Source organism: Caballeronia sp. BR00000012568055 (genome assembly GCF_029439455.1).
GTDB lineage: Bacteria > Pseudomonadota > Gammaproteobacteria > Burkholderiales > Burkholderiaceae > Caballeronia.
The window spans coordinates 51,820-66,069 of sequence record NZ_JAQFVG010000296.1; the positions used below are offsets into that span (position 1 = coordinate 51,820).

Consider the following 14,250-nt stretch of genomic DNA (forward strand, 5'->3'; position numbering starts at 1 on the left):
CGACCTTGAATCATGTTCTACTTCCGCATCGGGACTTCTTATAGATAGGCAAGATGGCTGGAAATCTGGAGCGCGCGCTGTCGATCATCGAGTTATTGGCTAAAAATGGCGGGCGCATGCCGCTCGCCACCATCGCCGATACGCTGAATATTCCGCGCAGCGGCACGCATCGCCTGCTCGCGATGTTGATCGATGAAGGCTATGTCCGTCAGGACGAGGATCACGGCGAATATATGCTCGCGCTGAAACTCGTCTCGCTCGCGCTGATTTATCTGTCGACGGGCGGCGTGCTCGATGTGTCGCAGCCGGTGCTCGACCGGCTGGCGGCGGCATCGGGCGAACTGGCGCGGCTGGGCGTGGTGGAAGACGACCACATTACTTTTGTCGGCAAGGCGCAGGGCGCGAAATCCGGTTTGCGATACGACCCCGACATGGGCAGCCAGCCGCCGCTGCACTGCACGGCAAGCGGTCAGGCGTGGCTTTCGTCACTCTCCGATGAAGAAGCGCTCGCGCTGGTTTCGAAGCAGGGCGGGCTTGGCAAGCCGGGACAGAACGGGCCGAAAGCGCCGCGAACCATCAAAGACTTTCTCGCCGATCTGCACGCGGCCCGCGAGCGCGGCTACGGCATCGCGAGCGAAACCTATGAAGCCGGCATGACGTCGATGGCCGCGCCGATCCATCATCCGGTGACGGGCGTAGTGGTCGGCGTGGTGAGCCTCGCCGGACCGACCAGCCGTTTGCCCGATGCGCGCCTTGCAGCGCTCGCGCCGGCGTTGCTGGAAGCGGCATCGGATATGAGCGCGGCTACGTTGAGTTCGCCGTATTTCAAGCGGCCCGCGGTGGCGACGGTGTGATTTTGTCGTTTTGGCTTATGCCGAACGGGGGAACTTACGCACGCTCGGACCCCGCGCTATGATGTTTTCACTATGAAACGAGATATTCAAATGCCCACTCCGCTCGATCCGATCGTGTCCGAGTTTGCCACCGTTGAAGAGGCCGAGGCTTATGACAAGTGGTTTCGCGAGAAAGTACGCCGGTCGATGGCGGATACGCGGCCTCGGATTCCGCATGAGGAGGTGATGGCGGAAATTCGCGCCAAGCTAGAAGCCAAAATAAAAGAGAAGGAGCGGTCCCAATCTTGATTTTGGCAATTCGTTGGACTCTAGACGCACTTGACGACCTCGACCAGCTCACTGATTACATCGCCGAACATAATCCTCGGGCAGCCATGTCGATGTTCGAAACCATTGAAAACGCCGTAATGCCTGTTTCGATCACGCCTTTTTTGTTTCGATCGGGCCGTGAGCCGGGCACACGCGAGATCGTTGCACACCCGAATTACATTGTGGTGTATCGCGTAATGGACGAATGGATAGAAATCGTCAACGTGCTTCACGCGCGACAGCGCTATCCATTTGATTGAACCAGGGCGGCCGCGCATAAAGGACCGTGCAGTCGCCACCTAATCGCCACCTCTTGAACTATCCTTCTCGCATACCCCGCGCCGCGAGAACCCGCTCCCATCATGCACGCAGCATCCGTACGCGATATCGACGATCTGCCGTCGCCGCGCGGTTTGCCGCTGATCGGCAATCTGCACCAGCTTGATCCCGCGACGCGTCATCGGACGCTGGAACGCTGGGCCGCCGAACTCGGCACGCCTTACATGTTCCACCTCGGACGCATACCTGTTACGGTCTGGTCGGACAGCGAACTGGCGCAAGCAGTCATGCGCGAACGGCCGCATAAATACCGGCGTTTCGATCGGATCGAAAGCATTCTGGAAGAGTGCGGCTGCAACGGTTTATTCTCGGCCGAGGGACAGGCATGGGAGCCGCAACGCCGCCTCGTGATGCAGGCGCTGTCGATCAATCACATCAAGGCGTTCTATCCGACGCTCGCCGCGATCACCGAGCGCCTGTGACGCCGCTGGGAAGCGTCGGCGCGCGCGGATCGCACGATCGACATGATCGACGATCTGAAGCGTTTTACCGTCGATGTCACCAGCGCGCTCGCGTTCGGCGAAGACCCGAATACGCTGGAAAAAGAGCGCGGTCTGATTCGGGAACATCTGACTCAGTTGCTGCCGATGCTCATGTTTCGCCTGAACGCGCCATTTGCCTATTGGCACTACATACGTTTCGCGCGAGACCGGCGATTCGACCGCGCGATGATCGAAGTGCATCGCTATGTGCGCGCGCTGATGATGCGCACGCGTGAACGCATGCGCGCCGATGCTGTATCGATGGAGCAGGACAGCGCGCCGCGTAATCTGCTCGAAGCCATGCTCGCGTTACAGGACGCGCCCGGCTCGGCCATCACCGATGACACCGTCGCCGCCAACGTCCTGACCTTGCTGGTCGCAGGCGAGGACACGACGGCGACGTCGATTGCCTGGGCGCTGCGCTTTCTCGGCACCGATGATGCACTGCAAGCACGCGTTGCCGCGCACGCGCGCGCCGTACTCGGCGGCGCATCCGTGTGCGCGAGCTATCAGGCGGCACGCGATCTCGATCTCTGCGAAGCGGTCTGCACCGAAGCGACGCGCCTGCATCCGATCGCGCCGTATGTATCGTTCGAGCCGTTGGAAGACGTGTGTCTGCAAGGCGTTCGTTTGCCGAAGGGCGCCAAGCTATTTTTTCTGAATCGCCCGCCGATGATGGATGCGGCGAATTTCTCCGATCCATCGCGCTACGATCCCGACCGCTGGCTGCACAACGACGCACCCGATGCGGTCCACGCAAGCCGCGCGTACATGCAGTTTGGCGCGGGTCCGCGCGTGTGCCCGGGGCGTCATCTGGCGTCCGTGGAAATGCGGCTCGTGATCTCGATGCTGATGGCGAATTTCTCTGCGCGCATCGCCATGAACGCGGCGGATATCACCGAAGTGTGCGCGTTCGCCACCCGCCCGAGCGCCATGCCCATGCGTCTTGCCCTGCGCGATGTCGCGATCGTTTAAGATCTGCGCCGCAAGCGCTCGCGTGTGCCTGTGCATTCAAAATACAAAGGTGGGAATTGGCAACTGCAATCATCCAATTCGACGACCGCCCGGCCGAGTCGCTGGCGCCGTTCGTCGAACTCGTGCGACGCAACCAGCGCTACGCCGCCGCGCACGGCTACGATCATCTGTTTATCGACGAAATAGACCTTGATATACCGATGTTCTGGGTCAAGCCTTTCCTCGTGGCCGATTTACTGGCCACGCGATACGACACCGTGCTATGGCTCGATACCGACGCCGTCGTTCACAACCTGACGCGCACCGTAGAGAGCCTCTTCACGGACGCCGCCGCGATGGTTTTCTCGCCCGATAACCCGCTTTGGCAATCGACATTCAATGCGGGCGTTTTCGCATGCAATAAACCCGCGCTGCCGATACTGCGCGAATGGTGCGATCGCTACCCGAAAGAGCAATGGCTCAAAAACGAGCGCGGCGAGTGGAAATGTCTGCACGAACAATGGGCCGGGCCGGCGTTCGAGCAGGGCGCATTTGTCGAGTCGATTCTGCCGAAATACGCCGAAACCGGCTTGCTGAAATCATTGCCGTGGACGACATTGCAAAGTCCGTTGCCAACGGAAGACGCGTTCTCGCTGCACTTCTCCGCGTACTTCAAGTGGAACATTGAACTGTATCTGGCGGCGAATGCCTGAGCCCCTGCGCTACGGCAAATCGCTGCCTGTCGCCATCCATAACACTTCGGCATCGTCGTCACTGGTCGAAATCGCGGCGTGGCCCGTGCGGCTGTCGAAGTAGATGCTGTCGCCTGCATTCAGATGCGTTGGCGCGTAGAGTTCGGAGTACAGACACACGCTGCCGCTGATCACATACAGAAACTCTTCGCCTTCGTGGCGGCCCCAATCGTCGAAGGCATCGAGCGTGTGGGCGGAAATGCGGATGCGAAACGGCAACATGGCTTTATGCGCGAGTTCGGTCGCAAGCAGTTCCATCTGATAACCGCGATACGCATGGCGCTGCCCCTCATCGCGGCGCGTGAGCGCACGCCGTCCGCTGGCGCTCGGCGCGGGCGCGCTGCCGAACAATTCCGCCAGATCGATCCGCAAACCGCGTACGATTTTCTGCAGCACGTCGAAAGTGGGTGACATCAGCCCGTTTTCGATCTTCGACAACGACGAACGCGATACGCCGCACAGCCGGCTCGCCGTATCGAGCGTGAGATCGAGCGCCAGACGCGCTGCTTTCACGCGCCGTCCGAGATCAACAGCAGAGGCTTCAGTCGATGTATTCATGCGTGGGCTGGACATGGCTGATACTTGATTTTGTTTCCGATCATAACATCGGAAATAAGCGCCGTCGGATGCTTTAACGCACGCAAAATGCACCATGAATTAAGGGTCAACCCGAATATTGACGTCGTTGTGAGCACACGCGACAACGCGTATAGTCAGCGGAGGTTTCCTATCCGAAACATCAAAAGGATTACATCGTGGACGCAAAATCGATTCTTTCCGATCTCGGCATCGCCAGTCTCGCGGATGCCGGCGATATGACGGTCACGTCTCCCGTCACAGGCGACGTCATCGGGCGCGTGGCTCAGCACACTGCCGCCGATGTCGATGCCAAACTCGCCCGCGCCCGCGATGCCTTCGCGCAGTGGCGCAATGTTCCCGCGCCACGCCGGGGCGAGCTGGTGCGTCTGCTCGGCAATCGTCTGCGTGAAAAGAAGGCCGCGCTCGGCCGGCTGGTGTCGCTGGAGGCGGGCAAGATTCTTCAGGAAGGGCTGGGCGAAGTGCAGGAAATGATCGATATCTGCGACTTTGCCGTAGGTCTGTCGCGGCAGCTTTATGGCCTGACGATCGCATCCGAACGGCCGGGGCATCGGATGGCGGAAACGTGGCATCCGTTCGGCGTCTGCACCATTATTTCAGCGTTCAATTTTCCGGTCGCCGTGTGGTCGTGGAACGCGGCGCTCGCGCTGGTCTGTGGCAATGCGGTCGTGTGGAAGCCATCGGAGAAAACGCCGCTCACGGCGCTTGCTGTGGACCGCATTCTGCGCGACGCCATCGAAGAATTCGGCGATGCGCCGGAAGGCCTCGCGTCGGTCGTGATCGGCGGGCGTGATATCGGCGCGCAACTCGTGGCGGACAAGCGCTCGGACATCGTCAGCGCGACCGGCAGCACGGAAATGGGCCGCGCGGTGGGCGTCGAAGTGGCGCGCCGTTTCGGCCGTTCGATTCTCGAACTCGGCGGCAATAACGCGGGCATCGTATCGCAGACGGCGAATCGAGATCTTGCGCTGCGGGGCATCTTGTTTTCGGCGGTCGGCACGGCGGGACAGCGCTGCACATCGCTGCGCCGATTGTTCGTGCACGAAAGTATTTACGATGACACCATCGCGCAACTCAAGGCGCTGTACGCCAAAGTGCCGATCGGCAATCCGCTGCAAGATGGCGTGCTGATGGGACCGCTTATCGACGTGCAAGCCTTCGCTTGCATGCAGGATGCAATCGAGCAAGCGAAGGGCGAAGGCGGCAAGGTGACCGGCGGCGAACGCGTTCCGGTGGCGGGCTGCGAAAACGGCTATTACGTGCGGCCCGCGCTGGTCGAAATGCCGTCGCAAACCGACGTCGTGCTGAAAGAAACGTTCGCGCCGATCCTCTACGTGATGCGCTACAGCGATTTCGATGAAGCCATCGCCGCGAACAATGCCGCCGCGCACGGTCTATCGTCGTGCGCCTTCACGACCGACCTGCGCGAAGCGGAGCGCTTTCTGTCGGCGTCGGGCAGCGATTGCGGCATCGCCAATGTGAATATCGGGCCGAGCGGCGCGGAAATCGGCGGCGCATTCGGCGGCGAAAAAGAAACCGGCGGTGGACGCGAGTCGGGCTCGGACGCGTGGAAAGCGTACATGCGACGCGCGACCAACACCATCAACTACTCGTCCGCGTTGCCGCTGGCCCAAGGCATCGACTTCAACATCGGCTGAACGCCTGCGCGTCTGCGACATTCCCGTGTAAGAACCGAGCAACGGAGGCGGCGTGGCTTCAAAAGTAGTGATCGTCGGCGGTGGGGTGATCGGCAGTTCGGTCGCGTATTTTTTGCGCGCAACGGATCCGAGCGTCGAAGTGACGGTGATCGAACGCGATCCGACTTACGCGCGATCGTCGTCGGCGTTGTCGGCGGCGTCGATCCGGCAGCAGTTTTCCACGCCGCTGTCGGTGCGCATGTCGCTCTACGGCATCGAGTTTTTGCGCAGTATCGGCGGGCGGCTTGAGGTTGATGGCGAACGCCCGAGCATCGATCTGCATGAAGGCGGCTATCTTTTTCTCGCGACCGCGCGCGGCGAGGCGACGCTGCGCGAAAATCACGCGCTGCAACGCGAACTCAGCGCAGATATCAGTCTTCTCGATACCCCGCAATTGCGATCGCGTTTTCCCTGGCTGAACACGGAGGATCTCGCGGCGGGCGCGTTCGGCGAAAGCGGCGAGGGCTGGTTCGATGGCTACGGACTCGTCACCGCGCTGCGCCGCAAAGCACGAGCGCTGGGCGCGCGTTACGTGGCATCGGATGTCATTGGTTTGGAGTGCAGCGGACGGCACGTGACGGGCGTGCGCGCATCGAACGGCGAAACGTACGCATGCGATGTGGTGGTGAACGCAGCGGGCGCGTGGTCACGCTCGATTGCCGCGATGCTCGGTATCGATCTGCCGGTGTACGCGCGCCGCCGCAGCATTTTCAACGTTTCGTCACCCGCGCGGCTCGATGCGTGCCCTTTGCTGATCGATCCGAGCGGCGTGTATTTTCGTCCGGAAGGCCGCACGTGGATTTGCGGCACATCGCCCGCCGCCGATAACGATCCCGACGACCTGCCGCTCGACGAAGTCGATCATGCGCTGTTCGACGACGTGATCTGGCCGACACTCGCGCATCGTGTGCCGCAGTTCGAAGCGCTGCGCGTGGAGCGAAGCTGGTCTGGGTATTACGAATACAACGTGTTGGACCATAACGCGATCATCGGATATCACCCTGATATCGATAATTGCGTTTTTGCGAATGGCTTCAGCGGCCACGGTTTGCAGCAAGGTCCGGCAACGGGCCGTGGCGTCAGCGAACTTATTCTTGACGGAAAGTATTCGACATTGGACTTGTCGTCGCTGAATTGGGCGCGCGTGTTGGAAGGGCGGCCAATCGTCGAAAAGAATGTGGTTTGAGATAAAGATAAATGAAAACTACGAATGAAGGCGGTGCATAAATCCATTCATTACCCGGCTGAATTGTCCGGGTATTTTTTTAGCTATAAACGCTATATGAATGAAAAAACATATTAAGCGCACGCATTCTTACCATGATCGGCAATCCGTATGTAGTCGTCCATCAATGAAATCCACTAGGGCCAGCCGCATGGAAGAAGCGCATTCTGAAACTATCGCGCTTAACCGTTTGGAGAGAACAAAATGGATGGCAATACGAGCACGCATTTCTATGCATGGATCGAGGATGGCGAAATGCCCGCCGATCCGGGCGTCAGGGTATCGCACAAGTCTGCACAGGTCGCGGGCGAGCCGGAATACATTGCCGATATTTGCGATCGTTTCGCCGCCGAGAAAACCGAAGAAGAACAAAAATCCTGCGTGATTCGTGGATATAACTAAACATTTTGATTGCCGATTCGTTGCGCGCCATACACGGTTATTTCGGCGTTGAGCGACTGATCAGACGATAGTAAAAGGCAATTCGCGGGCCGACGCGAGATTAGGTATCTTGAATACTGTTCGGACTGCGCGCCGCGCGAATGCCTGCCAGGTTTTTTCGCATTGGGAATCAAACGATATTTCCATCGCAAGAACAAAATACCGGCGACGCTGATCCGAAATCAAGCGCAGCGGCAGGCGCATTTTTGTTCGCCTACGCTGGCCATGTGAATGGAGATATCGCATGAACGGCCTTATCGTGCGCGTCATACGAGGTGGAACATGACGCGCGCTAGCAAATCCGCGATTTTGAATGCAGTCGCTGTGGATACCCTCGTTAGCGAACGGGGCGAAGCAGCCGTCCCGCACGCCGCCGGTTTGGATGCGTTCGCCCGCACGCGACCGCTTCAGCGCCTGCGCGCCGATCTCGAACGTCTGCGGCAGGCCGTTGCAGTCTCGACTTCCGTGATGGTCGTATGGTCATTGTTCGAAGTCCCTTGGGAAATGGACCTCAACAGCAGCCGGGAGCAGGCTGCCGCAGTCGTCGCGGCGAAAACCATGTTGCTGGTGATCGCCGGATTGTCGATGCGCGGCAAGCGCTGGGCAAGCTATCTGCTGTTGTTCGTGTGTCTGACGAGCGTGCTCGCCATTGCGCCCGAACTGCCGGGCGAGTTCGATCGCGCGCCGTGGCTGGCGCTGTTATCCACTGTCGAATTGATCGCCAAGCTCACGGTGATGGTGCTGCTTGCGGTCTATCTCAAGTTCAAGGCCTCCGGCAAAGCGCCGCTGAAATAATCCGCGGCGGCATGTCTTTGACCACGATGGCACAATTCCCTGCATCGAATAAACGATAGCAAGGGAGATGTGCAGCAGTGGCCCTCAAAAACCTGCTTCGCCGGCTTGATCTCACCACCTTGCAACTGTTCCTCGCGGTGTACGAGGAAGGCACGCTGACACGCGCGGCCGAGCGCGAGGCGATCGCGGTATCGGCGGCGAGCAAGCGGCTGCTCGAACTCGAACAGGCGGTCGGCGCAGTGCTATTCGAGCGCAAAGCGCGCGGCATGGAACTGACGCCCGCAGGCGAAACGCTGCTGCATCATGCGCGGCGCGTGTTGCGCGATGTGGAAAATATCGGCATCGAACTGGCCGAGCATGCGAGCGGCGTGCGCGGTTATGTGCGCATGATGGCGAACCTTTCGGCGATCGTCGAATTCCTGCCCGAAGACCTGCGCGCGTTTCAGACGACGCACGATCTGATCAAGATCGATCTCGAAGAGCGCCCGAGCGGCGGCATTATCGAAGGCGTGGCGGATAGTCTGGTCGATCTCGGCATCTGTTCGGGTGATGCCGACACGCGCGGCCTCGAAACCACGCATTATCGACACGACAGGCTCGTGATCGTGACGCCCGGCGAACATCCGCTCGCGCAGCGCGAAAGCGTCACGTTTGCCGACACGCTCGACTTCGATCATATCGGCCTGCATTCCGCGAGTTCGATCAACATGCGTACGCATCTGGCCGCGCGACAGGCGGGCCGCGCGTTGCGATTGCGCATCCACGTTCCCGGTTTCGATGCCGTGTGCCGTATGGTGCAGGCGGGCATGGGCGTGGGCGTGTTGCCGCTTCAGGTGTTCGAGGCAATGGGCCGGCAACTCGGACTCGCCGCCGTCGCGCTCGATGAAGAATGGGCCGCGCGCAGCCTCGTGATCGTCGTGCGCGATTCGAACGCCTTGTCACCGGTCAGCCGTTTGTTGTTCGATCATCTGGCTTCGATCGAAGCCCGCGACGCGCGTTTGGGCCACTGAGCGTTCGCGTTTCACGAACGATGCTTGCCGAAATGCGGTTGGACGAGGCGTAGCGTTCGCCAATAAGCTTGGTCTCACAGTCAAACATAGACGGAGACAGGCAGCATGAGCGGACCCCTCAAGGGCATCCGGGTGATCGAAATCGGCACCCTTATCGCTGCGCCTTTCGCGGCGCGCATGATGGCCGAGTTCGGCGCGGAAGTCATCAAGATCGAAACGCCCAATGGCGGCGATCCTCTTCGCAAGTGGCGCAAGCTGCATGAAGGCACGTCGCTGTGGTGGTATCTCCAGTCGCGCAACAAGAAGTCCGTTTGCGTGAATCTCAAATCGGAAGAAGGCGCGGGCGTTATCAAACGTCTGGCCGAAGACGCCGATATCGTCATCGAAAATATGCGGCCGGGCGCGCTTGAAAAGCTCGGTCTGGGTTGGGATGTTTTGCATGCGATCAACCCGAAACTGACGATGGTCCGCATTTCCGGCTACGGCCAGACGGGACCGTATCGTGATCGTCCAGGGTTCGGTGCGATCGGCGAGGCAATGGGCGGTATCCGTTATACGACCGGCGATGCCGAGGGCTTGCCTGCGCGCGTCGGCGTGAGTCTCGGCGATTCGCTGGCGTCGCTGCACGGTGTGATCGGCGCGTTGATGTCGGTGTTGCGCGTGAAAACCGGACAGGGCGATGGTCAGGTAGTCGATGTATCGCTGGTCGAGAGCGTGTTCAACCTGATGGAAAGCCTAGTTCCCGAATACGACCTGCTCGGGCATGTGCGCGAACGCAGCGGCGGCGCATTGCCGGGCATTGCGCCGTCGAATACGTATCGCACGGAGGACGGTGGCTTCGTGGTGATCGCGGGCAATAGCGATCCGATCTACAAGCGTTTGATGCATGTCATCGGCCGCTCCGATCTCGCCGATGACCCCGCGCTCGCTCATAACGACGGTCGCGTCAGACAAAGCGCCATGCTCGATGCCGCCATCGAAGCGTGGACCACGCATCACGCCATGGACGACGTGCTCGCTGCGCTCGATAGCGCCGAAGTGCCGTCAGGCCGCATCTATTCCGTCGCGGATATCGTTAGCGATGCTCATTATCAGGCGCGCGAGATGTTGTTGCAGGCGGACCTGCCGGGCGGTCAGTCGGTGAAGATGCCGGGCATCGTGCCGAAACTTTCGGATACGCCGGGCGAAGTTCGCTGGTCGGGTCCGGCCTTGGGCGAACACACGCAGACCGTGCTCGAATCGCTCGGTTTCGATACGGACGAAGTCGCACGGCTGCGTGCGGAAGGAGCGGTGCAATGAATTTTGCATGCAATGAACCATTGATCGTTCAGGAAGTTGCGCCACGCGATGGCTTGCAGATCGAGAAAAAGTGGGTCGAAACGGCTGACAAGATTGCGCTGATCGACGGCCTTTCGACGTGCGGATTCACGCGGATCGAAGCGGGTTCCTTCGTCTCCCCGAAGGCGATTCCCGCGTTGCGCGACGGCGAAGCGGTGTTCAAGGGCATCGCTCGAGCAGCGGATACGATTTACGTCGCGCTGGTGCCGAACGTCAAAGGCGCGGAGCGTGCGATCAATGCTCAGGCTAACGAATTGAATCTCGTCATGTCCGCGAGCCAGACGCATAATCGCGCGAACATGCGCATGAGTTGCGAGTCGTCACTGGCGGGATTCGGCGATATCGTGCGGCTCGCTTCCCCGCATGCGAGCTTGAATGCAACGGTAGCGACCGCGTTCGGCTGTCCGTTCGAAGGACGCATCGACGAAGAGCGCGTTATATCGATTGCGCGGGCTTATCGCGAACTCGGCATCACCGGCATCTCGCTCGCCGATACCACCGGCATGGCGAACCCGCGTCAGGTTGCGCGCCTCGTGACACGCGTGCTCGAACACGTGCCTGCTGCCGATCTCACACTTCACTTTCACAACACGCGCGGCCTGGGTCTCGCCAACGTGCTCGCGGCTTACCACGCAGGCGCGCGCCGCTTCGATGCCGCGCTCGGCGGTCTGGGAGGCTGTCCGTTTGCGCCGGGTGCTTCCGGAAACATCTGCACGGAAGACCTCGTGAACATGTGCGATGAGATGGGCATTCCTACCGGCATCGACTTGGCGAAGCTGATTATGTTGTCGCGCACCTTGCCTGCGCTCGTCGATCACGACGTGCCGGGGCAAGTCGCGAAAGCAGGGCGCAATTGTGATCTGCATCCCGTCCCACGTGACATAAAAGCCTGACCTAAAAGCCATCTGACAAGAAACGCATACAAATATCAGGAGACAATCATGAGCGATCTGAGCGTAAGCGCGGCCGACGAGCCGACCAGCTTGCAAAACACCGCGGACATCATCCGCAAAGTAGCGTGGCGGCTGATGCCGCTTATCATGCTGTGCTATCTCTTCGCGTTCTTCGATCGCATCAATATTAGTTTTGCGAAGTTTCAGATGCAGAGTACGCTGGGTCTGTCCGACACGGCATACGGCCTCGGCGCGAGTCTTTTCGTCATCGGCTATGTTTTGTTCGAAGTGCCAAGCAATATGCTGCTCTATAAAGTCGGTGCGCGCCGATGGATCGCGCGCATCATGATTTCGTGGGGTATCGCGACGGCGCTGATGGTTTTCGTGCAGACGGAGTGGCAGTTCTACGGGCTGCGCTTCATCATCGGCGCGATGGAAGCGGGCTTTGCGCCGGGCGTGTTGTACTACCTCACGCTGTGGTTTCCGGCGAGCTATCGCGGGCGCATCACGTCGATGCTGTTTCTGGCTTCGGCATTCTCCGGGCTGTTTGGCGCGCCGTTGTCGGGTCTCGTGCTCGGGCATATGAATGGCGTTGGCGGTATCGCGGGATGGCACTGGCTGTTCCTGCTCGGCGGCCTTCCGTGCGTGATTCTCGGGGTGCTCGTATTGAAGGTAATGAAGGATCGTGTCGATGACGCCGCGTGGCTGTCCAGTTCCGAGAAGTCATGGCTCAAGAGCCAGATTTCGACGCAGAGCCAGCACACGGACACCGGCCATTCGCTGTTCGGCGCGATCAAGACGCCAGGCTTTCTGATGCTCGGCTTGATCTACTTCCTGATTCAGGTGGCATCGTATGGGCTGAACTTTTGGGCGCCGCATTTGATTCGCGCGGCGGGCACGCAGAATCCGACCATCATCGGCTTTCTGACGGCGGTGCCGTATATCTGCGGCGCGATCTGCATGGTCGTGGTCGGCCGCATGTCGGACCGTTCGGGCGAGCGTCGCAAGTTCGTGTGCGTGTTGCTGCTGATGGCCGCAGCGGGCTTCTTCGCCGCCGGCATCTTCGATAAACAAACGACCTTGCTGATCGCAGCGCTGGGTGTGATGGGCGCGGGCGTGATCGCTTCGATTCCCGCGTTCTGGGCGCTGCCGCCGAAGCTGCTGACGGGCGCGGGCGCGGCGGGCGGTATCGCACTGATCAATACGCTGGGGCAGTTGGGCGGCATCGTCAGCCCGGTGATGGTGGGCCGTATTCGCGATGTCACCGGCAGCACGACGCCCGCGTTGTATGCAATCGGCGCGATGGCCGTATTGTGCGCTGGCTTGCTGCTGTATGCGCTGCCGAAGTCGCTGCATCAACGCGATCATTCGGATCATCGGGCTTAATGCTGCTTAATGCAGTAACCGACCGGCGGCATGATTCACATCGTGCCGCCGGTTTTCCCGCTTCATGCGCTGAGCAAGCGCCTGCAATGCCGCGCAATCTGCCGTTCTTCCTCCGTCGCCATCACGCGATGCCGCGCGCCGATAAACCCGAGTCCATCTAGCACTTGCGCACGAATCGCCTCGCTATGTTCGCCAATCCCGCCCGTGAACACGATCAGATCCAGCCCACCCAGCGCCGCCGCATATGCGCCGATCGTCTTGCGAATCGCGTAGCAGAACACGTCGATAGCAAGCATTGCATCGGCATCCTTATGATCCCGGCGCGTGAGCAGCGCGGGCATGTCATCGTCCGATGCAGACAGCGCTTTCAGACCGCTGTGACGATTGACCAACGCTTCGAGCGCGCCCGCATCCAATGACTCGTGACGCAGCAGATACAGCAGCACGCCGGGGTCGAGATCGCCGCTGCGCGTGGCCATCGGGATACCGCCTGCGGGCGTCATGCCCATCGATGTATCGACGGAACGGCCGTCCTTCAGCGCGCACAGACTCGCACCGCTGCCGAGATGAGCGATGACCGTGCGCGACGGCAGATCGGCCCCGAGCGCATGAACAATCGACTCATACGAGAGCCCGTGAAAGCCATAGCGAATAACGCCGCGCTCCGCATATTCGCGCGGTAACGCGAAGCGCGACGCCGCTTCCGGCAAGCTGCGATGAAACACGGTGTCGAAGCACGCGTAATGCGGCGCATCGGTGAAAATGCCGCGTGCTTCGTCGATCAAATCGAGCGACGCCGGCAGATGCAAGGGCGCAAACGGAATCGCCTCGCGCAACGTCTGTTCTACGTCGGGCGTTATCTCGCAGTGCTCACGAACTTCCGGTCCGCCATGCACGACACGATGCCCGACTGCCGCAAGCGGATCGCGCAGATGTTCGCGAAGCACATCGGCCACGCGCTGCAAGGCGTCGTGCTGCGATTCCAGCACATGATCCTGCGACACATCGATCGAACCATCCGACGAGCGTATCGACAAGCTTCCGTCTTCGCGCCCGATACCTTTCGCGCTGCCCGAAAGCCACGCGCGCTCATCGCCATCATGTTTGAGAAAGACGCCGAACTTGAGCGACGACGAGCCGCTGTTCAACACCAGAATGCCCTGTTTCGAGTCGCTCAT

At 60.3% G+C, this 14,250-nt stretch carries 15 protein-coding genes and 1 pseudogene; 13 read left to right on the forward strand and 3 right to left on the reverse strand.

The features are described from left to right. Positions 1–53: 53 nt before the first annotated feature. The 5 genes and pseudogenes from P7F28_RS17710 to P7F28_RS17730 all read left to right on the forward strand — a co-directional run bounded on the left by P7F28_RS17710 (position 54) and on the right by P7F28_RS17730 (position 3,651). Positions 54–854 (forward strand): IclR family transcriptional regulator, encoded by an 801-nt coding sequence (locus P7F28_RS17710; RefSeq protein WP_277185839.1) that lies wholly within the window; start codon positions 54–56, stop codon positions 852–854. A gap of 90 nt (positions 855–944) precedes the next feature. After that, on the forward strand, positions 945–1,142 hold the full coding sequence (locus P7F28_RS17715; protein ID WP_277185840.1) for a stability determinant: 198 nt from the start codon (positions 945–947) through the stop codon (positions 1,140–1,142). After that, positions 1,139–1,423 carry a type II toxin-antitoxin system RelE/ParE family toxin gene (locus P7F28_RS17720; protein ID WP_306805932.1) on the forward strand — a complete coding sequence of 95 codons (285 nt, stop codon included), beginning with the start codon at positions 1,139–1,141 and terminating at the stop codon, positions 1,421–1,423. Before P7F28_RS17715 ends, P7F28_RS17720 begins: the two co-directional genes overlap by 4 nt. A gap of 102 nt (positions 1,424–1,525) precedes the next feature. After that, positions 1,526–2,959, forward strand: a pseudogene (locus tag P7F28_RS17725) (cytochrome P450). Positions 2,960–3,015: 56 nt separating this feature from the next. Then, positions 3,016–3,651, forward strand: coding sequence for a hypothetical protein (locus tag P7F28_RS17730; RefSeq protein WP_277185841.1), 636 nt, complete (start codon positions 3,016–3,018; stop codon positions 3,649–3,651). Positions 3,652–3,660: 9 nt separating this feature from the next. Here P7F28_RS17730 and P7F28_RS17735 read toward each other — a convergent pair whose 3' ends face one another. Then, positions 3,661–4,248 (reverse strand): helix-turn-helix domain-containing protein, encoded by a 588-nt coding sequence (locus tag P7F28_RS17735; protein ID WP_277185842.1) that lies wholly within the window; start codon positions 4,246–4,248, stop codon positions 3,661–3,663. A gap of 197 nt (positions 4,249–4,445) precedes the next feature. Between P7F28_RS17735 and P7F28_RS17740 the strand changes: the two genes are divergently transcribed. The 3 genes from P7F28_RS17740 (at position 4,446) to P7F28_RS17750 (ending at position 7,611) form a co-directional block, all read left to right on the forward strand. Continuing rightward, entirely contained in the window at positions 4,446–5,945 is a 1,500-nt protein-coding gene (locus tag P7F28_RS17740; RefSeq protein ID WP_277185843.1) for an aldehyde dehydrogenase family protein, read from the forward strand. A 52-nt stretch (positions 5,946–5,997) separates the two neighbouring features. Then, positions 5,998–7,170, forward strand: a complete 1,173-nt coding sequence (locus tag P7F28_RS17745) for an FAD-binding oxidoreductase (RefSeq protein WP_277185845.1) — start codon at positions 5,998–6,000, stop codon at positions 7,168–7,170. Positions 7,171–7,413: 243 nt separating this feature from the next. Further along, positions 7,414–7,611 carry a hypothetical protein gene (locus P7F28_RS17750; RefSeq protein ID WP_277185846.1) on the forward strand — a complete coding sequence of 66 codons (198 nt, stop codon included), beginning with the start codon at positions 7,414–7,416 and terminating at the stop codon, positions 7,609–7,611. A 60-nt stretch (positions 7,612–7,671) separates the two neighbouring features. Here the strand turns inward: P7F28_RS17750 and P7F28_RS17755 are convergent, their stop codons facing one another. Further along, positions 7,672–7,854 carry a hypothetical protein gene (locus tag P7F28_RS17755; protein WP_277185848.1) on the reverse strand — a complete coding sequence of 61 codons (183 nt, stop codon included), beginning with the start codon at positions 7,852–7,854 and terminating at the stop codon, positions 7,672–7,674. A 78-nt stretch (positions 7,855–7,932) separates the two neighbouring features. Between P7F28_RS17755 and P7F28_RS17760 the strand changes: the two genes are divergently transcribed. The 5 genes from P7F28_RS17760 to P7F28_RS17780 all read left to right on the forward strand — a co-directional run bounded on the left by P7F28_RS17760 (position 7,933) and on the right by P7F28_RS17780 (position 13,072). After that, the gene (locus P7F28_RS17760; protein WP_277185849.1) at positions 7,933–8,445 is read left to right on the forward strand and encodes a hypothetical protein; all 513 of its coding nucleotides are present in this window, start codon (positions 7,933–7,935) and stop codon (positions 8,443–8,445) included. Positions 8,446–8,522: 77 nt separating this feature from the next. Continuing rightward, a complete protein-coding gene (locus P7F28_RS17765) occupies positions 8,523–9,455 on the forward strand; it encodes a LysR family transcriptional regulator (RefSeq protein ID WP_277185850.1) in 933 nt (310 codons plus the stop codon). Between the two features lie 105 nt (positions 9,456–9,560). Further along, on the forward strand, positions 9,561–10,754 hold the full coding sequence (locus P7F28_RS17770; RefSeq protein ID WP_277185851.1) for a CaiB/BaiF CoA-transferase family protein: 1,194 nt from the start codon (positions 9,561–9,563) through the stop codon (positions 10,752–10,754). After that, a complete protein-coding gene (locus P7F28_RS17775; protein ID WP_277185852.1) occupies positions 10,751–11,686 on the forward strand; it encodes a hydroxymethylglutaryl-CoA lyase in 936 nt (311 codons plus the stop codon). Before P7F28_RS17770 ends, P7F28_RS17775 begins: the two co-directional genes overlap by 4 nt. A 48-nt stretch (positions 11,687–11,734) precedes the next feature. Continuing rightward, positions 11,735–13,072, forward strand: coding sequence for an MFS transporter (locus tag P7F28_RS17780; protein WP_277185853.1), 1,338 nt, complete (start codon positions 11,735–11,737; stop codon positions 13,070–13,072). Between the two features lie 62 nt (positions 13,073–13,134). Here P7F28_RS17780 and P7F28_RS17785 read toward each other — a convergent pair whose 3' ends face one another. Further along, a complete protein-coding gene (locus P7F28_RS17785; RefSeq protein WP_277185854.1) occupies positions 13,135–14,250 on the reverse strand; it encodes an acetate/propionate family kinase in 1,116 nt (371 codons plus the stop codon).

Bases quoted from the DNA above. Each gene is read 5' to 3' on its own strand.
- P7F28_RS17735 (WP_277185842.1), bottom strand. From the start codon at position 4,248: ATGAATACATCGACTGAAGCCTCTGCTGTTGATCTCGGACGGCGCGTG.
- P7F28_RS17710 (WP_277185839.1), top strand. From the start codon at position 54: ATGGCTGGAAATCTGGAGCGCGCGCTGTCGATCATCGAGTTATTGGCT.
- P7F28_RS17770 (WP_277185851.1), top strand. From the start codon at position 9,561: ATGAGCGGACCCCTCAAGGGCATCCGGGTGATCGAAATCGGCACCCTT.
- P7F28_RS17760 (WP_277185849.1), top strand. From the start codon at position 7,933: ATGACGCGCGCTAGCAAATCCGCGATTTTGAATGCAGTCGCTGTGGAT.
- P7F28_RS17755 (WP_277185848.1), bottom strand. From the start codon at position 7,854: ATGCGCCTGCCGCTGCGCTTGATTTCGGATCAGCGTCGCCGGTATTTT.
- P7F28_RS17785 (WP_277185854.1), bottom strand. From the start codon at position 14,250: ATGAGCGACTCGAAACAGGGCATTCTGGTGTTGAACAGCGGCTCGTCG.
- P7F28_RS17775 (WP_277185852.1), top strand. From the start codon at position 10,751: ATGAATTTTGCATGCAATGAACCATTGATCGTTCAGGAAGTTGCGCCA.
- P7F28_RS17750 (WP_277185846.1), top strand. From the start codon at position 7,414: ATGGATGGCAATACGAGCACGCATTTCTATGCATGGATCGAGGATGGC.
- P7F28_RS17780 (WP_277185853.1), top strand. From the start codon at position 11,735: ATGAGCGATCTGAGCGTAAGCGCGGCCGACGAGCCGACCAGCTTGCAA.
- P7F28_RS17715 (WP_277185840.1), top strand. From the start codon at position 945: ATGCCCACTCCGCTCGATCCGATCGTGTCCGAGTTTGCCACCGTTGAA.